General features: G+C 65.9%; 18 protein-coding genes, 1 tRNA gene and 2 pseudogenes. 15 read left to right on the top strand and 6 right to left on the bottom strand.

What is annotated here, in order from left to right; genetic code table 11:
• Positions 1-206 precede the first annotated feature (206 nt).
• The 10 genes from bioB (at position 207) to OGL92_RS14200 (ending at position 11307) form a co-directional block, all read left to right on the top strand.
• The gene (bioB, locus tag OGL92_RS14245; RefSeq protein WP_263144471.1) at positions 207-1265 is read left to right on the top strand and encodes a biotin synthase BioB; all 1059 of its coding nucleotides are present in this window, start codon (positions 207-209) and stop codon (positions 1263-1265) included.
• 107 nt (positions 1266-1372) lie between these two features.
• Entirely contained in the window at positions 1373-2554 is a 1182-nt protein-coding gene (gene bioF / locus OGL92_RS14240) for an 8-amino-7-oxononanoate synthase (protein ID WP_263144469.1), read from the top strand.
• Positions 2547-3269 (top strand): alpha/beta fold hydrolase, encoded by a 723-nt coding sequence (locus tag OGL92_RS14235; protein WP_263144467.1) that lies wholly within the window; start codon positions 2547-2549, stop codon positions 3267-3269. The genes bioF and OGL92_RS14235 overlap by 8 nt, the downstream gene beginning before the upstream one ends.
• Positions 3262-4068, top strand: coding sequence for a malonyl-ACP O-methyltransferase BioC (gene bioC / locus OGL92_RS14230; protein ID WP_263144464.1), 807 nt, complete (start codon positions 3262-3264; stop codon positions 4066-4068). The genes OGL92_RS14235 and bioC overlap by 8 nt, the downstream gene beginning before the upstream one ends.
• Positions 4069-4157: 89 nt before the next feature.
• A complete protein-coding gene (gene bioD, locus OGL92_RS14225; protein ID WP_263144603.1) occupies positions 4158-4847 on the top strand; it encodes a dethiobiotin synthase in 690 nt (229 codons plus the stop codon).
• Between the two features lie 94 nt (positions 4848-4941).
• Entirely contained in the window at positions 4942-5211 is a 270-nt protein-coding gene (locus tag OGL92_RS14220) for a hypothetical protein (RefSeq protein ID WP_263144463.1), read from the top strand.
• 51 nt (positions 5212-5262) lie between these two features.
• Positions 5263-5904 (top strand): putative metalloprotease CJM1_0395 family protein, encoded by a 642-nt coding sequence (locus tag OGL92_RS14215; RefSeq protein ID WP_263144461.1) that lies wholly within the window; start codon positions 5263-5265, stop codon positions 5902-5904.
• Positions 5905-6067: 163 nt separating this feature from the next.
• Entirely contained in the window at positions 6068-7873 is a 1806-nt protein-coding gene (locus OGL92_RS14210; protein WP_263144460.1) for a phenylacyl-CoA dehydrogenase, read from the top strand.
• Positions 7874-8117: 244 nt separating this feature from the next.
• On the top strand, positions 8118-9311 hold the full coding sequence (locus OGL92_RS14205) for a GGDEF domain-containing protein (protein ID WP_346659500.1): 1194 nt from the start codon (positions 8118-8120) through the stop codon (positions 9309-9311).
• Between the two features lie 217 nt (positions 9312-9528).
• Positions 9529-11307, top strand: coding sequence for an acyl-CoA dehydrogenase C-terminal domain-containing protein (locus OGL92_RS14200; protein WP_263144456.1), 1779 nt, complete (start codon positions 9529-9531; stop codon positions 11305-11307).
• 363 nt (positions 11308-11670) lie between these two features.
• Here OGL92_RS14200 and OGL92_RS14195 read toward each other — a convergent pair whose 3' ends face one another.
• Positions 11671-12585: a LysR family transcriptional regulator gene (locus OGL92_RS14195; protein WP_263144453.1), complete on the bottom strand. Its 915-nt coding sequence runs from the start codon at positions 12583-12585 to the stop codon at positions 11671-11673.
• Positions 12586-12728: 143 nt separating this feature from the next.
• On the opposite strand from OGL92_RS14195, the gene OGL92_RS14190 reads away from it, so the two are divergent.
• From OGL92_RS14190 to OGL92_RS14170, 5 genes are all read left to right on the top strand, one after another.
• On the top strand, positions 12729-13427 hold the full coding sequence (locus tag OGL92_RS14190) for an MOSC domain-containing protein (RefSeq protein ID WP_263144451.1): 699 nt from the start codon (positions 12729-12731) through the stop codon (positions 13425-13427).
• The gene (locus OGL92_RS14185; protein WP_263144447.1) at positions 13424-13663 is read left to right on the top strand and encodes a hypothetical protein; all 240 of its coding nucleotides are present in this window, start codon (positions 13424-13426) and stop codon (positions 13661-13663) included. Before OGL92_RS14190 ends, OGL92_RS14185 begins: the two co-directional genes overlap by 4 nt.
• A complete protein-coding gene (locus tag OGL92_RS14180; RefSeq protein WP_263144446.1) occupies positions 13656-14846 on the top strand; it encodes an aminotransferase class III-fold pyridoxal phosphate-dependent enzyme in 1191 nt (396 codons plus the stop codon). Before OGL92_RS14185 ends, OGL92_RS14180 begins: the two co-directional genes overlap by 8 nt.
• A 2-nt stretch (positions 14847-14848) precedes the next feature.
• A complete protein-coding gene (locus OGL92_RS14175; RefSeq protein WP_263144444.1) occupies positions 14849-15556 on the top strand; it encodes a type 1 glutamine amidotransferase in 708 nt (235 codons plus the stop codon).
• 275 nt (positions 15557-15831) lie between these two features.
• Positions 15832-16038: a hypothetical protein gene (locus OGL92_RS14170; RefSeq protein WP_263144441.1), complete on the top strand. Its 207-nt coding sequence runs from the start codon at positions 15832-15834 to the stop codon at positions 16036-16038.
• A gap of 124 nt (positions 16039-16162) precedes the next feature.
• Here the strand turns inward: OGL92_RS14170 and OGL92_RS14165 are convergent.
• The 5 genes and pseudogenes from OGL92_RS14165 to OGL92_RS14145 all read right to left on the bottom strand — a co-directional run bounded on the left by OGL92_RS14165 (position 16163) and on the right by OGL92_RS14145 (position 22401).
• Positions 16163-16560: pseudogene (locus tag OGL92_RS14165) on the bottom strand (restriction endonuclease).
• Between the two features lie 317 nt (positions 16561-16877).
• A pseudogene (locus tag OGL92_RS14160) lies at positions 16878-16967 on the bottom strand (hypothetical protein); the annotation flags it as partial.
• Between the two features lie 387 nt (positions 16968-17354).
• Positions 17355-18446 (bottom strand): acyltransferase, encoded by a 1092-nt coding sequence (locus OGL92_RS14155; RefSeq protein WP_263144439.1) that lies wholly within the window; start codon positions 18444-18446, stop codon positions 17355-17357.
• Positions 18447-18570: 124 nt separating this feature from the next.
• Positions 18571-18647 (bottom strand) — tRNA-Ile (locus tag OGL92_RS14150).
• A gap of 16 nt (positions 18648-18663) precedes the next feature.
• Positions 18664-22401 (bottom strand): EAL domain-containing protein, encoded by a 3738-nt coding sequence (locus OGL92_RS14145; RefSeq protein WP_263144437.1) that lies wholly within the window; start codon positions 22399-22401, stop codon positions 18664-18666.
• Positions 22402-22498: the final 97 nt, after the last annotated feature.

The raw sequence follows: 22498 nt of genomic DNA, 5'->3' as shown, positions 1-22498 counted from the left end.
TGCAGCTTGGAGTGGGGAAGCCCGGCTCGGGTTCGCTCATCCGTGTAGGTTGATAAATGACCAGGTGTAAACCTGTGTCTCGGGCGCGGTTGACAGCATCCTATGGGCTCTTATCATGCCTTGAGCCTGAGCCCCGCCGCCACGCCGGTGGGCATCTACCGTCCATGCCCCGACCAAGACGCCGCCTGAGCGCCGCGAGGAGTCCCATGAGTGCCACCGCCCACCTGAACACCCGTCACGACTGGACCCTCGCCGAAGTCAGGGCGTTGTTCGAGCAGCCGTTCAACGACCTGCTGTTCCAGGCCCAGACCCTGCACCGGACGCACTTCGACCCCAATCGCGTACAGGTCTCCACGCTGCTCTCGATCAAGACCGGCGCCTGCCCGGAAGACTGCAAATATTGCCCGCAATCCGGCCATTACAACACCGGCCTGGACAAGCAGAAGCTGATGGAGGTGCAGAAGGTGCTGGAGGCTGCCGCCGAAGCCAAGGCCATCGGCTCGACGCGTTTCTGCATGGGCGCCGCCTGGAAACACCCCTCGGCCAAGGACATGCCCTACGTGCTGAAGATGGTCGAAGGCGTCAAGGCCCTCGGCCTGGAAACCTGCATGACCCTCGGCAAGCTCGACCGCGAGCAGACCCAGGCCCTGGCCGATGCCGGCCTCGACTACTACAACCACAACCTGGACACCTCGCCGGAGTTCTACGGCAACATCATCACCACCCGCACCTATTCCGAGCGTCTGCAGACCCTGGCCTACGTGCGCGAGGCGGGGATGAAGATCTGCTCCGGCGGCATCCTCGGCATGGGCGAGTCCCTGGACGACCGCGCCGGGTTGCTGATCCAGCTGGCGAACCTGCCCGAGCACCCCGAGTCGGTGCCGATCAACATGCTGGTGAAGGTCAAGGGCACGCCCCTGGCGGAGGAAAAGGACGTCGACCCGTTCGACTTCATCCGTACCCTGGCGGTGGCGCGGATCATGATGCCGAAGTCCCACGTGCGCCTGTCCGCCGGTCGCGAGCAGATGAACGACCAGATGCAGGCCTTGGCGTTCTTCGCCGGCGCCAACTCGATCTTCTACGGCGAGAAACTGCTGACCACCGCCAACCCGCAGGCGGGCAAGGACATGCAGCTGTTCGCCCGCCTCGGCATTCAGCCGGAGGCACGCCACGAGCACCCCGACGAGGTGCACCAGGCCGCCATCGAGCAAGCCCTGGTGGAGCAACGCGATTCCAAGCTGTTCTACAACGCCGCCTCGGCCTGACCTTGTGCGCGGTGGCTGAGCTTCGCGTCAGCCACCCTACGCAGAACCTGACGTGCTGGTGGGTGGATGACCCGCTTGCGGTCATCCACCGGCTACTGGTGTCGTCCATGACCTTCGACCTTTCCGCCCGCCTCGCCGAGCGCCGCGCCGCGCACCTCCATCGCCAGCGGCCGCTGCTGGAAAGTCCCCAGGCGCCGCTCGCCCGTGTCGACGGCGAGGAGCTGCTGGCGTTCTGCTCCAACGATTACCTCGGCTTGGCCAATCATCCCGAGGTGATCCGCGCGCTGCGCGACGGCGCCGCGCGCTGGGGCGTCGGCGGTGGCGCCTCGCACCTGGTGATCGGCCACAGCGGCCCGCACCACGAACTGGAGCTGGCCCTCGCCGACTTCACCGGGCGACCGCGCGCGCTGCTGTTCTCCACCGGCTACATGGCCAACCTGGCGGCGGTCACCGCGCTGGTCGGCCAGGGCGACACGGTGCTGGAAGACCGCCTCAACCACGCTTCCCTACTCGATGCCGGTCTGCTTTCCGGCGCGCGCTTCTCGCGCTACCTGCATAACGACGCCGATAGCCTCGCCAAGCGCCTTGAGAAGGCCAGCGGCAATACCCTGGTGGTCAGCGACGGCGTGTTCAGCATGGACGGCGACCTCGCCGACCTGCCGGCCCTGTGCGCCCGGGCACGCCGTCAAGGCGCCTGGATGATGGTCGACGACGCCCATGGCGTCGGCCCGCTGGGTGCCACCGGCGGCGGCATCGTCGAGCATTTCGGCCTGGGCCTCGAGGACGTCCCGGTGCTGGTCGGCACCCTCGGCAAGGCCTTTGGCACCGCCGGCGCCTTCGTCGCCGGCAGCGAGGAACTGATCGAGACGCTGATCCAGTTCGCCCGCCCCTACATCTACACCACCAGCCAGCCGCCGGCGGTGGCCTGCGCGACGCTGAAGAGCCTGGAGTTGGTGCGTCGCGAACACTGGCGCCGCGAGCACCTGAACCGCCTGGTCGCGCGTTTCCGCCAGGGTGCCGAAGCCATGGGCCTGACGTTGATGGACAGCCCGACGCCGATCCAGCCGATCCTGGTGGGCGACAGCGCCCGCGCGCTGCGCCTGTCGAGCCTGTTGCGCCGACGCGGCCTGTTGGTCGGTGCGATCCGCCCGCCCACGGTGCCGGCCGGCAGTGCGCGGCTGCGGGTGACCTTCAGCGCCGCCCACAGCGAGGCCCAGGTCGAGCGCCTGCTGGAAGCCCTCGCCGACGGCTGGGAAGAATTGAACCGGGAGCCTGGCGAAGATGCGTGATCGCCTGGTTCTGCTGCCCGGCTGGAGCTTCGGCGCCGCCGCCCTGCAACCGCTGCAAGAGGCGCTCCTGTCGCGCGCGCGGCACCTGCGAGTGGACCTCGCCGAACTGCCGCAACGCAGCGATGCCGACGCCTGGCTCGACGAGCTCGACGCCCGCCTGCCGACAGGCGCCTGGCTCGCCGGCTGGTCCCTCGGCGGCATGCTGGCGACCCAGCTCGCCGCGCGTCGTGGCGATGCCTGCCCGGGGCTGATCACCTTCGCCAGCAACGCTTGCTTTGCCCGCCGCGCGGACTGGCCGACGGCAATGCCGGCGCCGGTCTTCGAAACCTTCTGCGAAGCCTTCGCCCTGGACGCCGAGCAGACCCTGAAGCGTTTCAGCCTGCTGGCCAGCCGCGGCGCCTTCGATCCGCGCACGCTCGCCCGGCAGTTGCAGGTGACCCAGCCGCGCATCGCCGTCGACGCCCTGGCGGCCGGCCTGCGCCTGCTCGCCGACCTCGACGGGCGCCTCGCCCTGCGCGGCTATGCCGGACCGCAACTGCACCTGTTCGGTCGCCAGGATGCCCTGGTGCCGGCGGCGGCCGCCGAGGCATTGCTGGCCTGGCTGCCCGACCTGGAGGTGGAGACGTTCGACGCCAGCCACGGCCTGCCCCTTGAGTATCCGGACCGCGTCGCCGAGGCGCTGCTGCGATTCATCGACGGAGGCGAGCATGACTGAGCGCCGTTTTCCCATCGATTCGCCGTTGCCGGACAAGCGCCAGGTAGCGGCGTCCTTCTCCCGCGCCGCGGGCAGCTATGACAGTGTCGCCGGCTTGCAGCGACGGGTGGGCGAAACGCTGCTCGAATGCCTGCCGGACGAAGGCGCGCCGCAGCGCTGGCTCGACCTGGGCTGCGGTACCGGCTATTTCACCCGGGCCCTGGGGGCACGCTTCCCCCGCGCCGAAGGGCTGGCGCTGGATATCGCCGAGGGCATGCTGCGGCATGCCCGCCCGCTGGGTGGCGCGGCGCATTTCGTCGCCGGCGATGCGGAATGCCTGCCCCTGCGCGAGGCCAGCGTCGACCTGCTGTTCAGCAGTTTGGCGCTGCAGTGGTGCGCCGATTTCGCCACCGTGCTCGACGAGGCGCGCCGCGTGCTACGGCCCGGCGGCCGACTGGCGTTTTCCAGCCTCTGCGTCGGCACCCTGCAGGAGTTGCGCGACAGCTGGGAGGCGGTGGACGGTTTCGTCCACGTCAACCGCTTCCGCCGTTTCGAGGCGTACCAGCGACACTGCGCCGCCAGCGGTTTGCAGGTGCTGCACCTGCAACGCCGCGCCGAACGCCTGCACGTCGCCGATCTGCGCCAACTGACCCATGAACTCAAGGCCCTCGGCGCGCACAACCTCAATCCCGGTCGCCCCGGCGGCCTGACCGGGCCGGCGCGGATACGCGCGCTCAACGATGCCTACGAGCGCCAACGCGAGGCCGCGGGATTGCCGGTCACCTACCAGGTGGTCTATGGCGTGCTGCGGCGGCCTTGATTCTTTCCTTCATTCCTTTCGCGGCTGAAGCCGCTCCCACGAGCTGAATGGGAGTGACTTCGACCGCAAACAACCGGAACGCCTTCGCCATGACCCACGCCTACTTCGTCAGCGGAACCGATACCGAAATCGGCAAGACCACCATCGCCGCCGGCCTGCTGCATGCCGCGCGGCGCGCGGGCTTGTCCACCGCCGCAGCCAAGCCGGTGGCGTCCGGGTGCCGGCCCGGCGCCGACGGCTTGCGCAACGACGACGCCCTGGCGTTGCTCGGCGAATGCAGCCTGGCGCTGCGCTACGAGGAAGTGAATCCACTGGCCTTCGCCCCGGCGATCGCGCCTCATCTGGCGGCGCGCGAGGCCGGGCTGGAGTTGAGCGTGGCGCGGTTGCTCGAACCGGTGCGGACTGTCCTGGCCAAGGGCGCGGACTTCACCCTGGTGGAAGGCGCGGGGGGCTGGCGTGTGCCGCTGTCCGGCGCGGAGAACCTGTCGGACCTGGCGGTCGCCCTCGACCTGCCGGTGATTCTCGTGGTGGGCGTGCGCCTGGGCTGCATCAACCACGCCATGCTCAGCGCCGAGGCCATCGCTCGCGACGGCCTGCGCCTGGCGGGCTGGGTCGCCAACTTGATCGACCCGACCGTTTCGAGGCTGGAGGACAACCTCGCGACCCTGGTCGAGCGCCTGCCCGCGCCTTGCCTGGGGCGGGTACCGCACCTGATCCCGCCGTCGCCCGCGGCCGTCGCGGATTGCCTCGACATGGCGGCATTGCTGGGATCGCTATAAGCAATTGCTCGGCGATAGCCTTTCGTTTGTACATTTTTCGAGCATTATCTGCTTCAATGTGGGCATTCGTCTCTTTCGAGATGTAGGAGTCCGTATGCAAATCTCCGGAAGCGCCTTCAACGTCGGCCTTGGCGGCATTCAGTCCGGGCAGCGACGCATCGACCAGGCGGCCTCGAATATCGCCGGTGCCGGCGTGGACCGTACCGCGCAGGCCTTGGGCAACAGCCAGGCGCGGACGGACAGCGCCGACGTGGCCAGCGACATGGTGGAGCTGAACAGCGGGAAGTACGAGGCCCAAGCCGGTGCCCGCGTGGTGGAAACCGCCGACGAAGTGCTCGGCACCCTGATCGACATTCGCGCCTGAGTGTTTCGCCACGCCCGGCGGTCATGATGACGAGGGGGCAAGGATTCTTTCATGCAGATCGGCAGCGCCATGATTCATGTCGCGTCCCTGCCGTATTCCTTGCCGGCGCGCCCCGTCTCGCCCGATAGCTCCGCCGATCTGGCTCGCGCCAACCCATCCCCCGTACCGCCCGTGCAGCCTTCGTCCGGCCCAGGCTTCGCCGACAGCGACGCTTCGGCGGACAGCGCCAAGGCGCAGCGCGACGACGCCGAACGCGTGCGTCTCGAACAGCAGCAGATCGCCGAACTGGCGAATCGCGACCGCGACGTACGCAATCACGAGCAGGCCCACGCGGCCGTCGGCGGCGCTTACGCGGGCGCACCTTCCTATACCTACGAGCGCGGGCCCGATGGCCGCACCTACGCCGTCGGCGGCGAAGTGAGCATTAATGTCGGCGCCAGCGCCGACGATCCTGAGACGACGCTGCGCAAGATGATCTCGGTCCAGGCGGCCGCCCTGGCGCCGGCCGATCCGTCCAGCCAGGACCTGAGTGTCGCCGCGCGGGCCAGTGCCCAGGCCGCCCGTGCCCGGATGGAGCTGGCCTCGCAGCAATCCGAAGCTGCCGGCCGAACCGCCGGGGGCGACGGCGTCGAAACCTACCGGCGGGTTTCGCGTGTGGAAGACGCTTCTTCCGCCTTGGACCTCAGCGCCTGAGCCCGATGGGCGGGCGCTTGACAAGGCCGGCGTGTAAACGTAAGTTTCAAACACCTGTTTGACCGCTGGGGCGTACGCTTGCGCCGCGCGGTGACAACGTAAGCCGTAAGAGACCGGCGCACCGGTCACCCTACTCAGGAACCCACCGCAGAGGTTTACCGCTATGCCTGATTACAAGGCCCCCTTGCGCGATATCCGTTTCGTACGCGACGAACTGCTCGGCTACGACGCGCATTACCAGAGCCTTCCGGGTTGTGAAGACGCCACCCCGGACATGGTCAACGCCATCCTCGAGGAAGGTGCCAAGTTCTGCGAGCAGGTGATCGCGCCGCTGAATCGCGTGGGCGACATCGAAGGCTGTACCTGGAGCGAAACCGGGGTGAAGACTCCGAGCGGCTTCAAGGAGGCCTACCAGCAGTTCGTCGAGGGCGGCTGGCCCAGCCTGGCCCACGACGTGGAGCACGGCGGCCAAGGCCTGCCGGAATCCCTCGGCCTCGCGGTCAGCGAGATGGTCGGCCAGGCCAACTGGTCCTGGGGCATGTACCCCGGCCTCTCCCATGGCGCGATGAATACCCTGCACGCCCACGGCACTCCCGAGCAGCAGGCCACCTACCTGACCAAGCTGGTCTCGGGCGAATGGACCGGCACCATGTGCCTGACCGAGTCCCACTGCGGCACCGACCTGGGCATGCTGCGCACCAAGGCCGAGCCCCGCGCCGACGGCACCTACGGCATTTCCGGCACGAAGATCTTCATCTCCGCCGGCGAGCACGACATGGCCGACAACATCGTCCACATCGTGCTGGCTCGCCTGCCGGATGCCCCGGCCGGCACCAAGGGCATTTCCCTGTTCATCGTGCCGAAGTTCTTGCCCAGCGCAGAGGGCGGCGTCGGCGAGCGCAACGCGGTCAGCTGCGGTTCCATCGAGCACAAGATGGGCATCCACGGCAACGCCACCTGCGTGATGAACTTCGACGGCGCCACGGGCTTCCTGATCGGTCCGCCGAACAAAGGCCTGAACTGCATGTTCACCTTCATGAACACCGCCCGCCTGGGGACCGCGCTGCAAGGCCTGGCCCACGCCGAAGTCGGCTTCCAGGGCGGGCTTCAGTACGCCCGCGATCGCCTGCAGATGCGTTCGCTGACCGGTCCCAAGGCGCCCGACAAGGCGGCCGACCCGATCATCGTGCACCCTGACGTGCGCCGCATGCTGCTGACCATGAAAGCCTTCGCCGAAGGCAACCGGGCCATGCTGTACTACGCGGCGAAGCAAGTGGACATCGTCCAGCGCAGCCAGGACGAGGACCAGAAGAAGCAGGCCGACGCCATGCTCGCGTTCCTCACCCCGATCGCCAAGGCATTCATGACCGAAGTCGGTTTCGAGTCGGCCAACCATGGCGTGCAGATCTACGGCGGCCACGGCTTCATCGCCGAGTGGGGCATGGAGCAGAACGTGCGCGATAGCCGCATTTCCTGCCTCTACGAAGGCACCACCGGCATCCAGGCCCTCGACCTGCTCGGCCGCAAGGTGCTGATGACCCAGGGCGAGGCGCTCAAGGGCTTCACCAAGATCGTCCACAAGTTCTGCCAGGCCAACGAAGGCAACGAAGCGGTGAAGGAATTCGCCGAGCCGCTGGCGCAGTTGAACAAGGAGTGGGGCGAGCTGACCATGAAGGTCGGCATGGCCGCGATGAAGGACCGTGAAGAGGTGGGCGCCGCGTCGGTGGATTACCTGATGTACTCCGGCTATGTCTGCCTGGCGTACTTCTGGGCCGACATGGCGCGTGTCGCCGCGGAGAAGCTGGCCGCCGGCGGTGGCGACGAAGCCTTCTACAAGGCCAAGCTGCAGACCGCGCGCTTCTACTACGCGCGCATCCTGCCGCGTACCCGTACCCACGTCGCCACCATGCTCTCGGGTGCTTCCAACCTGATGGACATGGCCGTGGAAGACTTCGCCCTCGGTTACTGAGTCGAAGCCTTGAAAAGCCCGCCCTCCGGCGGGCTTTTTCATGCCTGGCGCTCAGGTTCCGGGCGGAGGGCAGATGCCGGACGGCTGATGCCAAGCCCCGGTTGGGGTGACATGATGGCCTCCCGCTTCTTCACCGCCTTGCTCAGGAATCACTGTGCGGACTCTGCCGCCCTATCGAATCGGTCATTTTCTGCCTCCGGCCCTGCTTCTGCTGGGCGGTGGGGTGGCCGGCTCGGTTACGGAGATGAGCAGTTTCTTCGTGTCCCTGTTCAACGTCATGCCGACCCTGGTGCTGCTCCTGGGCGGCGCCTTCTGCGCGACGTACGGGCGGCTGCGCCAGGTGTTCCTGCTGCTGGTGGTCTACCTGGCCTATTACCAGTTGGATACCCAGGTCGATCACTACCTGACCGAGGGGGTGCCCCGCGACGACGCGGCCCTGGTATTTCATCTGTGCAGCCTGTTGTTGCCGCTGCTCTACGGGCTGTACGGCTGCTGGCAGGAGCGTACCCATCTGTTGCGCGACCTGCTGGCACGTAGCGGCGTGCTGCTGGCGGTGCTGGGCATCGGCGTCGGCCTGGCGCAACGCTTTCCCGAGGCGCTGCTCGCCGGCCTCTCGCGGGTCTACTGGCCGACCTGGCAAAGCAGCCTGATCCAGCTGGCCTACCCGGTTTTCCTGCTGGCCGGGCTGGCGCTGCTGACCTACTACCTGCGCCGGCCCCGGCCGCAGCATGCCGCCCAGTTGCTCGGCCTGCTGGGCGCGCTGTGGATGCTGCCCAAGGTGTTCGTCCTGCCCCATGCGCTGCACGCCATGAGCAGCCTGGTGATGCTCGCGTTGACCGCCTCGGTGGTGCACGAGGCCTATCAGATGGCCTACCGTGACGAACTCACCGGCCTGCCCGGACGGCGTGCGCTTAACGAGCGACTGCAACGCCTGGGCCGCAACTATGTTCTGGCGATGGTGGACGTCGACCACTTCAAACGCTTCAACGATCGCCACGGTCACGACGTCGGCGACCAGGTATTGCGCATGGTCGCCGGGCGCCTGCGCAGGGTGGGCGGGGGCGGCAAGGCCTATCGTTACGGCGGCGAGGAATTCACCCTGGTGTTCGCCGGCGCCAGCCTCGACGACTGCCGCCCTCATCTGGAGGCGGTGCGCCTGTCGGTGGAGCGCTACAGCCTGCAATTGCGCGACAAGCACAGCCGTCCGAAGGACGACCAGCAGGGCCGCCACCTGCGCGCCGGCACCGCCGGCCTGGGGGTGTCGGTCACCGTGAGCATCGGCGCCGCCGAGCGCGATGCCGGCCAGCGCAGCCCGGACGAGGTGATCAAGGCGGCCGACAGAGCGCTGTACGCGGCGAAGAACGCCGGCCGCAATCGCCTGTCGGCCCACGGCCAGCACGCTCGGGGCGCAGTGCGCTTGAGGAGCCCGGCGGGCTGAGCCCCGGCCGGTGCTTCAGCCGGTGATCGGCTCGCAGGGGGAGCGACTGGCGCCGTGAGGCAGCGATCCAGTCGACTTTCTCTGTTGCAATTCGTGACCGTAATTCCCATTTAGTCACAACGCGACCCTATGTGTCTTAAAAGTTGTTCGGGTAAACTCCAAGCCTAAGTGAGACAGGCCTTCGGGCCCTTCCAAACGATTCGCACGAGGAATCCACATGGCCGACTACAAAGCACCCCTGCGCGACATGCGCTTCGTCCTCAATGAAGTCTTCGACGCGCCTGCCATGTGGGCCGGCCTGCCACGCCTCGCCGAGGTGGTCGACGTCGATACCGCCGACGCCATCCTGGAAGAAGCCGGCAAGGTCACCGGCCGGACCGTGGCCCCGCTGAACCGCAGCGGCGATGAGGAAGGCTGTCGCTGGCACGACAGCGTGGTCAACACGCCCAGCGGCTTCCCTGAGGCCTACAAGACCTATTCCGAGGGTGGCTGGGTGGGTGTCGGCGGCGATCCTGTCTACGGCGGCATGGGCATGCCCAAGGCGATCTCGGCCCAGGTGGAGGAGATGGTCAACTCGGCCAACCTGTCCTTCGGCCTCTATCCCATGCTCACCGCTGGCGCCTGCTTGGCGCTCAACGCCCACGCCAGCGAAGAACTCAAGCAGCGTTACCTGCCGAACATGTACAGCGGGGTCTGGGCGGGCTCCATGTGCCTGACCGAAGCCCACGCCGGCACCGACCTGGGGATCATCCGCACCAAGGCCGAGCCCCAGGCCGACGGCAGCTACAAGGTCAGCGGCAGCAAGATCTTCATCACCGGCGGCGAACACGACCTGACCGAGAACATCATCCATCTGGTGCTGGCCAAGCTGCCGGACGCGCCTCCCGGGCCCAAGGGCATTTCCCTGTTCCTGGTGCCGAAGTTCCTGCCGCAGGCCGATGGCTCCCTGGGCGCGCGCAACGCCCTGGCCTGCGGTTCCATCGAGCACAAGATGGGGATCAAGGCCTCGGCCACCTGCGTGATGAACTTCGACGGCGCTACCGGGTGGCTGGTGGGCGAAGTCAACAAAGGCCTGGCGGCTATGTTCACCATGATGAATTACGAACGCCTGGGCGTCGGCATTCAGGGCCTGTCCACCGGCGAGCGTTCCTACCAGAGCGCGGTGGAATACGCCCGCGAGCGCTTGCAGAGCCGCGCGCCCACCGGCCCGCAAGCCAAGGAAAAGAGCGCCGACCCGATCATCGTGCATCCGGACGTGCGCCGCATGCTGCTGACCATGAAGTCGCTCAACGAGGGCGGTCGTGCCTTTTCCAGCTACGTCGCGCTGCAACTGGATAACGCCAAGTTCAGCGAGGATGCCGAGGTGCGTGTCGCGGCCGAGGAGAAGGTCGCCCTGCTGACGCCCGTGGCCAAGGCCTTCCTCACCGACATGGGGCTGGAAGCCACCCTTCATGGCCAGCAGATTTTCGGCGGCCATGGTTACATCCGCGAGTGGGGTCAGGAACAACTGGTGCGTGATTGCCGGATTACCCAGATCTACGAAGGCACCAACGGCATCCAGGCCCTGGACTTGGTGGGCCGCAAGATCGTCGGCAGCGCGGGCAAGTTCTACGGGCGTTTCTCCAGCGAAGTGAAGGCCTTCATCGAAGGCGCCGCCCCCGAACTGGCCGAATTCGTCGAACCGCTGAAGGTCGCCCTGGAAAACCTGGACGCGCTCACCGCCGGTGTACTCGAGCGGGCCAAGAGCAATCCCAACGAGATCGGCTCGGCCTCGGTGGAGTACCTGCACGTGTTCGGTTACACCGCCTACGCCTACATGTGGGCGCTGATGGCGCGTACCGCACTGGGCAAGGAGGGTGAGGACGATTTCTACGCGGCCAAGCTGGGTACCGCGCGCTTCTACTTCGCCCGCATTCTGCCGCGCATTCATTCGCTGACCGCGTCGGTGAAGGCCGGCAGCGAGCCGCTCTATCTGCTGGATGCCGCGCAGTTTTGAGGAAAGGCCGGCGCCGGCATCCGTCCCGCCGGGCCCGACTGCGTGGCCCGGCGACGCGAGCTGCACCTCATCGAAACCACGACTGCGCCTCATTTTTCGCTATGTAAGTTTATGCTTACAAAACCTGCTGCCAATCGCCGCTATCGCCCCTAAGGGGGCACGCGTACTCTCTCTTCCCATAAGGACGTCGCGCAGGAAGCGCACTGTAGAAAAGGGATACGTTGGATATCCGCTAGGATGGCGGATCGATCATGGATGGTCAGGACACAGTCTGCAAAACCCCGCCTCGGCGGGGTTTTCTTTTTTCTGCCGCTTGCAGGCCCGATGGCGGAAACCGGACCAGCCTCCACGCTGCCGGCAGCCTCAATACGCCGGCGCCCAGCCCGTATCCCGCGGAGCGGCATTCACGCCTTCCAGCAGGGAACGCAGTAATTCGAGGGTCGCTTGCTGGCGCTGCGCATCGCGAAATACCAGGCCGACCTTCAACGGAATTCGCGGCTCGCTCAACGGTTTCCACAGGAGCCCCTGGTTGGCGTGCAACTGGCGCGCGCGCCCCGGCAGGACGGTCGCCAGTTCGCTGTGGGGCAGGCTGTCGAGAATCCCCGCCATGTGATTGAGCTCGGCGCGTACCTGCGGCCTGCGCCCCAGCAATGCCAACTGCTCCTGCCAGATCTGCCGCACGCGGAACTCCTCCCCGAGCAGCAGCATCGGCAATTCGGCGGCCTGGGCGAGGGAGACTTTCTTGAAGTCCTTCAGCGGGTGTTCCGGGGCGATCACCAGTTGCAGTTCGTCCTCGTAGAGGACCTGGCTGTGCAGGCCCGGCTGGCGAGGCGGCAGGAAGCCGATGCCGACATCCAGGTCGCCGGTGAGCAGGCGCCGTTCGATTTCGATACCCGACAGCTCATAGATGCGCACGATCAACTGCGGCAGCGCCTCGCGCAGGCGCTCCAGCAGCAACGGCACGATGCTCGCATTGACGGTTTGCAGGACGCCGATGGCGAGGTGCCGCGGTGTTTGCCCACGAAAGCTACGCATGGCGTCCTGGGCGCGCTCCAGGCCGTCCAGCAGCGGCAGCGCGTGGTTGTACAGGGTTTGGGCCGCCAGGGTCGGCAACAGGCGCTTGCCGGTACGCTGGAACAGGCTGACGTCGAGCTTCTGCTCCAACTGGCGAATCTGCTGCGACAGCGCGGGTTGCGACAGGGACAGGCGCTCGGCCGCGCGGCCCACGTGACCTTCTTCGTAGAGCGCGACGAAATAGCGCAGCTGGCGGAAATCCATGGCGACCTTTTACGTTATGGCGGGAATCACGTGGCAATCCATAAGTCAGCCTTATCGAAAAAACTGGAAAATCGAAATGGCCGGGCTCACGAAGCGCCCCTAGTCTAGCGCTCATCGGCGTGGCTTTCAGCGAGGAAAGCGAAATGGGCGGGGTGCAAGTGCAGGGCGTATTCATAGGAAAAGCCGAAGAACTCGGCGGAGGCCTGTGCAGCGCCATGGATAAGCGGCGGGTCGAGCATCGCCTATGGTTGTGGCCTCAGGGCCTGGGGGGTGACGAGCAAGGCGATCCACGCTTCCACGGCGGCCCCGAGCGGGCCTTGCATCATTATCCGGCCGAGCACTATGCCTACTGGCGCCGGCGCTACCCGCAGGTGGCCTGGGACGCACCGGCCTTCGGCGAGAACCTGTCGACCCTTGGCCTCACCGAGGACCACGTTTGTATCGGCGATCTGTTCCGTTGGGGCGGCGCCCTGCTTCAGGTCAGCCAGCCGCGTTCGCCCTGTTACCGCTTGAACCGTCACTGGACCCTGCTCGATTTGCCGCGGGAGGTGCAGGACGCCGGGCGTTGCGGCTGGTTCTACCGGGTCATCAAGCCCGGCTTCGTCAGCTATGCGGAGCCGTTCGAGCTGGTCCAGCGCAGCTACCCCGGCCTCAGCGTGGCCCAGGCGCTGCGCCACTATTATCACTACCCGCTGGAGCGCGTCGGGCTGCAACAATTGCGCGACTGCGCGGCACTGTCCACGCGCTGGCGTGAAACCGCGAAGCGCCGCCTGGCCAGCCACCAAGTGGAGGACTGGAGCGCGCGGCTCGGCGGTCTGCCACTGGAAGGCAAGCGAGCATGAGCGACTACCGGATCGTCCTCGATCGCAATGGCCAGGTGTTCGCCGAGTTGAGCGTGAGCAGCGCGCGCTACGTGGAAGTCTGCCGGGAAATGCGCCAGCGTTTCCCGCTGGAAGACGGCTTCGACCTGCACATCGAACGGCGCCGCGAGCTGCGCCGCATCCTCGAACAGGGACCCGACGGCTTGCGCTTGCTGGGCATCGAGTATCGCCACGAACAGGTGCCGGACCATGCGTGATCCCCTCGCCAATCGGCGCCTGATGCATACCCTGGAACGTCCATCGCAGCTGTTCGTCCGCGGCCAGGGCTCCTGGCTGTGGGATGTCGAAGGTCGTGCCTACCTGGATTTCAGCCAGGGGTGGGCGGTCAACAGCCTGGGTCACAGCCCTTCGGTGTTGGTCGATGCGCTGAAGCATCAGGCCGAGTATCTGATCGATCCCGGCCCCGCGTTCTATAACCGCTGCGTGCTGGACCTGGCCGCCCGGCTGTGCCAGGCCACGGGCAGCCAGCAGGTGCATTTCCTCAACAGCGGTGCCGAGGCCAACCAGGCGGCGATCCGCCTGGCGCGCAAATGGGGTCGCCTGCACCGGGGCGGGGCCTGGCGTATAGTCACCGCCCGGCGCAGCGACCACGAACACCTGCCGACGGCGTTCGACGCCCAGGTTCCACCATCGCCCCCGATGCCCGTGGCCACCGGGATGGACAGCGTGCCCTACAACGACCTCGAGGCCCTGCGGGCGGCCATCGGCCCGGAGACCGTGGCGGTGATGCTGGAACCGGTCCAGGGCGATGCCGGGGTGATCCCGGCGACCCTGGAGTACCTGCAAGGCGCCGCGCGGGCGTGCCGCGAGCGCGGCGTGCTGTTCATCCTCGACGAAATGCAGACGGGCATCGGCCGTTGCGGCGCGCTGCTCGCCGAGGACCTCTACGGGGTGCGTGCCGACATCCTCAGCCTCGGCAAGGGCCTGGGCGGCGGCGTACCGCTTGCGGCGCTGCTGGCCCGCGGCAACGCCTGCTGCCTGGAGCCAGGCGAGCAGGGCGGGGCCCACCATGGCGGCAACGCCCTGATGAGCGCCGCCGGCCTGGCGGTGCTCGACACCGTGCTGGAGCCTGGGTTTCTCGACCACGTCCGCGAGGTCAGCGAACATTTGCGCGAAGGCCTGGCCCGCATCGCCCGCCGCGAGGGTCATGGTCCCTTGCGTGGACATGGCCTGCTGTTGGGCTTGCCACTGATCCGCCTATCCGCCGCGGCGGTGGTCCGCACCGCGCTCGAGGAAGGGCTGTTGATCGATGCTCCGCAGGCGGGCTGCCTGCGCTTCACGCCGGCGCTGACCATCAGCCACGGCAATATCGACGAAATGCTCAAGCGCCTCGCCCGCGCATTTGCCCGCTGCCGACGACTGGCCGCGGAGGAGGACTGAACATGCGTGTCGCCATTCTCCAGCACGTCCCGTTCGAGGGGCCCGGGCGCATCGCCCAATGGCTGGAACTGCGTCCGGTACAGGCGCGGCTCTACCCGCTGTACGCCGACCCGGAACTGCCCGCCCTCGACGAGTTCGACCTGCTGATCGTTCTGGGTGGGCCCATGAGCGTCCACGACGAAGTGGAGTGGCCCTGGATGTCGGCGGAAAAACGCCTGATCCACCAGGCGTTGATGGCTCGCAAGCGCCTGCTCGGGATCTGCCTCGGCGGCCAGTTGCTCGCCGAGGCGCTGGGCGCGCAGGTGCAAGTCGCCGAACAGGCGGAAATCGGCTGGTGGCCGCTGGAGAAACGCCCCGAGGCCGCAGGTTCGCCGCTTGGGCGCATGCTGCCGCAGCGCTTGATGGCCCTGCACTGGCACGGCGAAACCTTCGACCTGCCGGCCCACGCGATTCCCTTGTTCGGCTCGGAGGCCTGCGTTAACCAGGGGTTCGTCTGGAGCGAGCGGGCGGTGGGCTTGCAGTGCCATCTGGAAAGCACGCCCGAAAGCCTGGAGCAACTGCTCGACGCTTGTCCCGAGGACATGCAGCGCCAGGGTGCGGTACAGGATCGCGCCAGCATCCGCGATGGCATGCCCCATTGCGGCTCGATGGCGCCCACGCTGTTCCGCCTGCTCGACTACCTCACCGGGCCCCACGCCAGCCTGACCTAACCCCGCAAGTTGTCCTCGACCGCCCTCCGGGGCGGTTTTTTGCGTTCTTTTTTAGCTAAGGATTGCCGAGAAGGTCGGGCAGTCTCCCGCCGGTCGCCCTGCGACAATGGGTCCGTTGACGCTCGGGCGCGACGGGGGGAGAGTGAACGCCTGCCGTGCGGACCCGCATCCGCACGCTTCACAACAATATCGTTACGACCTTTGGTCCTTGCTACGCACTGTTTGCGCACCTGCTACCGTTCTATACCGGTCACCGACCGGCAAGGAGAAATGCCATGGGCACTTTCAAGGCGATCTATCTGGACGTATACGATCCCCATCTGCAACTCGAGGCCGAAGACAGCGAACTCCGCGCCCGCGCCGATAAACGCGCGCCGCGCGGCGAAGTCTTGGCGACCCTGCACGTGATCGACCGGCTGGCTAGCTGCTTCCATACCCGCACCACGACGCCAGGCCGTCACGACCGCAACGCCCGCCGTTGATCGAAGCGGCAGCCAATCCCGGTTGGCTGCCGCTTCTTGGTTTCGCCTGCCAGTCAATCAAGCCATGGGGGCCGAGTGCCGGGGTTCTCTTCACCCAGTACGTGGAGTCCGTTCACGGCTGGGCCTAATGGGTTTCTTCGTCGAAGTAATCGCTGTCCAGCTTCGGAAGCTTGACGATGCGCCACGACACACCCACTTCGTGATCCATCATCAGATGTACCAGCCTGGAACCGTCGACCAGCACGATACCTTCCACCGATCTGGCGAAGTCGATGGCTTGGGCGGTGAATCCCGATGTGGTCATGAACACGCCCCGCTTGGCTTTCTGGCCCGCCAGGGCGCCATAGAAGGCTTGCAGTTCGGGCCTGCCAACGGTGCCCTGCCAGCGTTTGGCCTGCACGTACACCTTCTCCAGACCGAGCTTATCGATATCACACCGTCGATCCCGGCATCGCCCGAACCCCCCACGCGCTGTAGGTCGTTGCGGCTGGCGCCGTATCCGAGACGATGGAGGACATCCAGTACGATGACTTCGAAGCGACCCGGGGATACTTGCAGCAGGCTGTCCAGCAGATCGGCAGCGATAGCCTCGCGGATCTCTTTGAGCGCTTGCTCCAGGCGATCGTCAGGACTGGCCGTGGCGAAGCGGCGGAAATGACCGGGGTTTCATCATCCAGTGGAATGGCGTCGCTGGAAGTCTTCAGTTTCACGTCCATGAAGCCGATGGCCAGGCGCTCCACTTCAGCGGCCGGCAAAGGGGCTGGGTGCGCGAGGGCGTACTGCATGCCCTTATCGGTGAGTTTCCAATAACCCCGTTTCGCGCTGCTGGACAACCCCGCGCGTTTTAGCCGGTCGTGAGCCCAGCCCGCGCGATTCTTATAGGTCGACTGCCCGCTGTTGATGACTTCCTGCCGCTGTTCTTCGCTCAACGCCAAGGCCGAGGCAGCTGCCTCCTGAGCTTAGCGAGTGATTGCGCCCTCGGGGCGTTTCGCGAGAAAGCGGAGGATGGGTTCAATGAACTGGTCGTAGGTGGGTACCGCCATGATGCCTGTTCCTATTGGCGAATGACTGCGTCGGGTCGGTATCCACGATACCGGTGAAGTCGCTGACCCGGACGGTCGGGAGGCCAAGCGAATCCACAACGCCGTCCTTTCCGGCGAGTTTAAGCCGCTTAGCTTTCGCGAATCCATTCTGGAAATCTGTGGCGGAGCGAAGCGCAAGCATTGCGGATTCAAGGTTGCATGGAACACGGAAGGCCAGCGACCCATGCGGACACCGTCGATACCGGACGCGCTCAGCACATCGCGCCTAGGGTGTCAGGGCACCGGAGTTTCCTGGGCTTTGGCGGGGATTCTCGTGTGTCTCGGGCTCAACAGGTTGCCGATCAGTCGCTTGCTGCTCATATAGAGCGGATGTTCTAGGCAGCGATACCACAAGGCGCCGAACAGCCAGGCATAGGCCGGGACGAGCAACGAGTTGAGCAGGAACATCCAAGAGTCGGCCGGCAGTAGGAGCCTGCCCAGCGTTGCCGCGATATCCAGTACCACGATATGGGTCAGGTAGATGGAATAGGAACAGTCGCCGGTGAAGGTCAGCCACTTCGCGGGCTTGTAGGGCGAATGCTCCATGCAGAGCGCCATGGCGATTATCGCGGCTGCCGAGAGGCCGAACGTACCGACCCTGAGCAGTTCGATCTTGTCGAACCAATGGCTGAAGGTTCCGATGGCGAACGTCACCATCGCCAGGCTGGCGAGGTTCGCCACCTTGCCGAACGAATAGGAAAACAGGCTACGCATTTCGTACAACAGGCAGCCAAGCAGGAATTCCAGGATAAGACCTGAAAGAAGGGTCCTGCGGGGTTGCAAGCCCGCCATCACCTCATCGGCTGCCGTGATGAGCCAACCGGCGTTCCAACTCGCTATCAACGCCATGAACAAGGTGATCCAGCGCTTGCGTTGCTTCATCGGCACGACCGCTATGACCAGGGCGGCGAGGCCATAGAAATAGAGCTCGAAGAATAAACTCCAGCTAATGGCGAGCCAATGATCCGGAATCTTGCCAGACAGTAGGAAAATGCTGGTCAGCGCATTGCCCGTGGGTAATGAAACGCCCTGTAGATAGGCGACGAAACAGAAGAGCGCCAGGGCCGGCCAGTAACCCAGATAGATACGCGCGAAGCGCAGGCAGATGAAGTGCAGGGCATGATTGCCGCCGCTTTTCCTTTCGATCGAAGCGGAAATCACGAAACCGCTCAATACGAAGAAAAGATCGACTCCGAGGAATCCCCAATGAAAGGGGCCGGTGATGCGGCGCGCTATATCCATGTCTTCCCAATAGGACGAAACATGGAACAGCAAAACACCGATGACCGCAATTCCCCGAGCTGCCTGGAGCCATTGGTATTTCACGATTGGATATCCTATCGAATCCAGCATCCCTGACCGCGGGCCATGCACATGGCCATGGGCGAGTAGCCGCCGGATCATCGGATTTCGTCACGGCGATTCGTGCATGCGTTCGGATGAAGATTGGTGGTGGGCCCACACGGACTCGAACCGTGGACCAAAGGATTATGAGTCCTCTGCTCTAACCAACTGAGCTATAGGCCCCCAGAAGGCCGGCGGATTATACCGGCGCCTTCAGGGAAGCGCCAATCGCCTCGAGGGGCGAGAGGAAGCGGCTGGCGAAGGCTTCGGCGGGGATCGGGCGGCTGATGACGTAACCCTGGATGTGCTGGCAGCCCAGCTGGGCGAGGAAGCGTTCTTGGGCCTCGGTCTCGACGCCTTCGGCGATGACGGTCAGTTGCAGGCTGTGGGCGAGGGCGATGATCGCGCGGGTGATGGCGATGTCGTGGGGGTCGTCCGGCAGGCCGCGGACGAAGGACTGGTCGACCTTCAGGGTGTCCAGGGGCAGGCGCTTGAGGTAGCTCAGCGAGGAATAGCCGGTGCCGAAATCGTCGATGGCCAGTTGCACGCCCAGAGCCTTGAGGGCGTACAGCGTCGCCAGGGCGTCTTCCGCCTGGGTCATGATGAAGCCCTCGGTGATCTCCAGTTGCAGGCGCTGGGCTTCCAACCCATAGGCCTTCAGCAGGTGATCGACGCGCTCGACGATGTGCGCCTGGCCCAGTTGCGCGCCAGCCAGGTTGACCGACAGGGGGCCGAAGGGCGCATGGCGATCCTGCCAGGCGCGCATTTGCTTGCAGGCTTCCTGCAAGACCCAGTCGCCCAGGGCGAGGATCAACCCGCTGTCTTCGGCGATGGGAATGAAGCGATCCGGCGGAATGTCCCCGAGCACCGGATGGCGCCAGCGCACCAGCGCTTCCGCGCCCACCAGGCAGCCCCGGGTCAGGCAGCGCTTGGGCTGGTAGTAGAGGCAGAGTTCGTCGCGTTCCAGCGCCCGGCGCAATTCGTTTTCCAGGGCCATGCGTTCGGTGGCGATGAAGGTCAGCTCGCGCGTGTAGAACTCCGCCCGATTGCGACCCTTGGCCTTGGCCCGATACATCGCGGCATCGGCATTCTTCACGAGGGTGGCGACGTCCCGGCCATGTTCGGGAAACAGGCTGATGCCGATGCTGGCGCTGATGAAGAAGTCGTGCTGTTCCACCTCGAACGGGGCGCCGAAGCATGCCAGCAGGGAATTCGTCACCTGCTGCACCTTGGACGGCTGGTGCACGCCCGGCAACAGGATGATGAATTCATCGCCGCCGAGCCGTGCCAGGGTATCCGCTTCCTGTAATTGCGTGGAGAGGCGGGTGGCGATGCTGCGTAGCAAGGCGTCGCCCACCGGGTGGCCCAGGCTGTCGTTGATGTGCTTGAAGCGATCCAGGTCGAGGAACAGAACCGCGCCCTTGCTCATCGGCAGGGCGGGTTGCAGCGCGGCTTTCAGGCGTTCCTCGAAGAGCAGGCGGTTCGGCAGGCCAGTGAGCGGATCGTGGTGGGCCTGGTGGTCGAGCCGGGCTTCCGCCTGCTTCAGGGGCGATATGTCGGCGAAGACAGCGACGTAGTGGGTGATCAGCCCGGAGTCATCGCGCACCGAGTTGATCGTCAGCCATTCGGGATAGATCTCGCCGTTCTTGCGGCGGTTCCAGAGCTCGCCCTGCCAGTGTCCGGTTTCGGCGAGCTGGCTCCACATGGCCCGATAGAATTCCGGATCGTGACGACCCGAGGCCAGCAGCGCGGGGGACTGGCCCAGGACTTCGGCCTCGGCATAGCCGGTGATCTCGCTGAACGCCGGGTTCACCGCGCTGATGCGTTGGAGCGTGTCGGTGATCATCACGCCTTCCGCGGTGCTCTGGAACACCGTCGCGGCCTGCTTCAGGCGTTCCTGCATCTGGTGGCGCTCGGTGACGTCGCGGGCGATGGTCAGGAGGAACGGCTCTTCGCCGATCAGCAGGGACTGCGCGGACAGTTCGCACAGGCGGATGTGCCCTTCGCGATGGCGGATGGGCACGGTGAAGTGTTCCACTCTGCCCTGTTCCTGGATCAGGCGTACCAGGCGTGCGCGATCCGCCGGGTTGACCCAGAGGTCCAGGTCGAGGGTCGAGCGGCTGGAGAGCTGGGCCAGGCCGATCCCGGTGATGCGCTGGAAGCCTTCGTTGGCTTCGATGAGCTGGCCATCCCGCAGGCGCGTCATGAGCAGGCCGTCCGGCGAGGCGTGGAAGGCCTTGGCGAACTTCTCGTCCGAGACTTGCAAGCGCCGCTGGGCTTCTTTCAAGGCGCTGATATCCCGGACCGCCACCACGATGGCGGACACCTCGCCGAGTTCGATCCGGCGTGCCGAGACCAGCCCGGTGAAGGCCTCGACCTGGCGGCTGCGGAATTGAATCTCCAGGTTTTGCAGGTCTTCGTGTCGCAACCGTTGCAGCAGATCCGGCGCGATGTCCGCGTCACCCCAGAGGCCCAGTTCGGAAGGCGTCTTGCCGAGCGCTTCGGCGCAGAGGAAACCGGTCTGCCGTTCGAAGGCGTGGTTCACCGCCAGCAGGCGGCCATCCTCGCGGCGCGCGATGACCAGGATGTCCGGACCGTGCTGGAACACCGAGGCGAACTTCTGCTCGGACAGGCAGAGCGCCTGCTCGGTGTTCTTCGCCAGGCTGACGTCGATCATCAGGCCGCGAATCGGAGCGTCCTTGCCCAGGGGGTTCAAGGTCGCGATGTCGCGAATCCACAGGACACGGCCGTCCGCGGCGAGCATGCGGTATTCCAAGTCCTGATCGCCGCCGCCGGGAGGCGTTTTCTGCGGCTGGCCCAGAACCCTTTCCCGGTCGTCGGGATGCAGCACGCGCTCGCGGAAGCCCGGCTTCAGCCAATCCTCCAGCGGGTACCCGAGGAGCGCTTCGGCCTGGGGCGATACGTAGGTGAAACCGCGGTCCGACGGGCGCATTTCCCAGGCGATCGCATTGAGGTTTTCCACCAGGCCCCGGTAGTGCCGCTCGCTATGCCGGAGGGCTATTTCCAGCGCGACACGGCTGGCCATTTCCCTGTGCAGGCGCCGGTTGATGCGCAACATGGCCGCGAGCACCGCCAGGAGCGCCAGCAGCGCGGGCAGACCATACAGCAGCACCGGGCGCCAGGCCGAGCGATGGTCGATCACGCCGCCGACCCACCGCTCGCGAACGGCTTCCACCCGGGCGGGGTCCAGTTCGGCGAGCAGCCGGTCGAGCAGCCCGATGAGCGGCGCGTGGTCCGGGTCCTTCGGGGCGGCCATCGCCAACTGGTAGCGATAGGGCGTATCGCCGCTGATGTATACCCCTTCCAGCTTGAGGCTGCGCAGGCTCCAGACGCTGGAGGCGAGATCGCCCACGAAGGCGTCGGCTTGCCCGGTGGCCAGCGCCTGGAGCGCCGCCGCCACGCTCGGCAACGGCATGAGGCTGAGGTCGGGGTGGCTGTTGCGAAGCAGTTCGTGCGGCGCGTAGTCGGTCACCACTGCGACTTTCAAGCCATAGAGGTCGCCGAGGTCATGCGGCTGAGGCCCGTTCGAGCGGGCCATGATGACGATGGGAAAGTCGAGGTAAGGACGGGTGAAGGCCAGGTAACGCTGCCGCTCGGGGGTCGACATGATTCCGGCGAGCAGGTCCAGCTTGCCCTGGCCGGCCTGCTCGAGGGCCGCGCTCCAGGTGCCAGGCTGATGCAGGTGCAACTTGACGTCGAGTTCCTGTTCGATCAGCGCGATGTAGTCGGCGGCGAGGCCCCGGTAGGCGCCCTGTTCGTCGCGGAATTCGAAGGGTGGCCAGGACGGATCGATACCGAGGCGCAAACCCGGGTGCGAATCGAGCCAATCACGCTCCGCCTGGGTCAGCTCCAGCCCGAGCGCGGGCAGGGTCCAGGCGGCCAGACACAACAGGAGAATGGCCGGAAAGCGCACCATGACGATCTCGTCATATTCAAGGGCGGTGAGGGGAGTGTAGCGGTGAAACCGAGTCGTCGACAGCACACAGCAAAACCCCCGGCAGGACCGGGGGTTT

The sequence above is a fragment of the Pseudomonas sp. RIT-PI-AD genome, from assembly GCF_025642785.1.
Taxonomy (GTDB): domain Bacteria; phylum Pseudomonadota; class Gammaproteobacteria; order Pseudomonadales; family Pseudomonadaceae; genus Pseudomonas_T.
Note: the sequence above shows the minus strand (reverse complement) of the source record. Positions and strands in the feature narration are given on the sequence as shown.

Coding starts and splice junctions, on each gene's coding strand:
- OGL92_RS14195 (WP_263144453.1), bottom strand. CDS start 12,585: ATGGATTTCCGCCAGCTGCGCTATTTCGTCGCGCTCTACGAAGAAGGT.
- OGL92_RS14175 (WP_263144444.1), top strand. CDS start 14,849: ATGCGTGTCGCCATTCTCCAGCACGTCCCGTTCGAGGGGCCCGGGCGC.
- OGL92_RS14190 (WP_263144451.1), top strand. CDS start 12,729: ATGGGCGGGGTGCAAGTGCAGGGCGTATTCATAGGAAAAGCCGAAGAA.
- OGL92_RS14180 (WP_263144446.1), top strand. CDS start 13,656: ATGCGTGATCCCCTCGCCAATCGGCGCCTGATGCATACCCTGGAACGT.
- OGL92_RS14185 (WP_263144447.1), top strand. CDS start 13,424: ATGAGCGACTACCGGATCGTCCTCGATCGCAATGGCCAGGTGTTCGCC.
- OGL92_RS14145 (WP_263144437.1), bottom strand. CDS start 22,401: ATGGTGCGCTTTCCGGCCATTCTCCTGTTGTGTCTGGCCGCCTGGACC.
- OGL92_RS14200 (WP_263144456.1), top strand. CDS start 9,529: ATGGCCGACTACAAAGCACCCCTGCGCGACATGCGCTTCGTCCTCAAT.
- bioB (WP_263144471.1), top strand. CDS start 207: ATGAGTGCCACCGCCCACCTGAACACCCGTCACGACTGGACCCTCGCC.
- OGL92_RS14210 (WP_263144460.1), top strand. CDS start 6,068: ATGCCTGATTACAAGGCCCCCTTGCGCGATATCCGTTTCGTACGCGAC.
- bioD (WP_263144603.1), top strand. CDS start 4,158: ATGACCCACGCCTACTTCGTCAGCGGAACCGATACCGAAATCGGCAAG.
- OGL92_RS14235 (WP_263144467.1), top strand. CDS start 2,547: ATGCGTGATCGCCTGGTTCTGCTGCCCGGCTGGAGCTTCGGCGCCGCC.
- OGL92_RS14170 (WP_263144441.1), top strand. CDS start 15,832: ATGGGCACTTTCAAGGCGATCTATCTGGACGTATACGATCCCCATCTG.
- OGL92_RS14205 (WP_346659500.1), top strand. CDS start 8,118: ATGAGCAGTTTCTTCGTGTCCCTGTTCAACGTCATGCCGACCCTGGTG.
- OGL92_RS14215 (WP_263144461.1), top strand. CDS start 5,263: ATGCAGATCGGCAGCGCCATGATTCATGTCGCGTCCCTGCCGTATTCC.
- OGL92_RS14220 (WP_263144463.1), top strand. CDS start 4,942: ATGCAAATCTCCGGAAGCGCCTTCAACGTCGGCCTTGGCGGCATTCAG.
- bioC (WP_263144464.1), top strand. CDS start 3,262: ATGACTGAGCGCCGTTTTCCCATCGATTCGCCGTTGCCGGACAAGCGC.
- bioF (WP_263144469.1), top strand. CDS start 1,373: ATGACCTTCGACCTTTCCGCCCGCCTCGCCGAGCGCCGCGCCGCGCAC.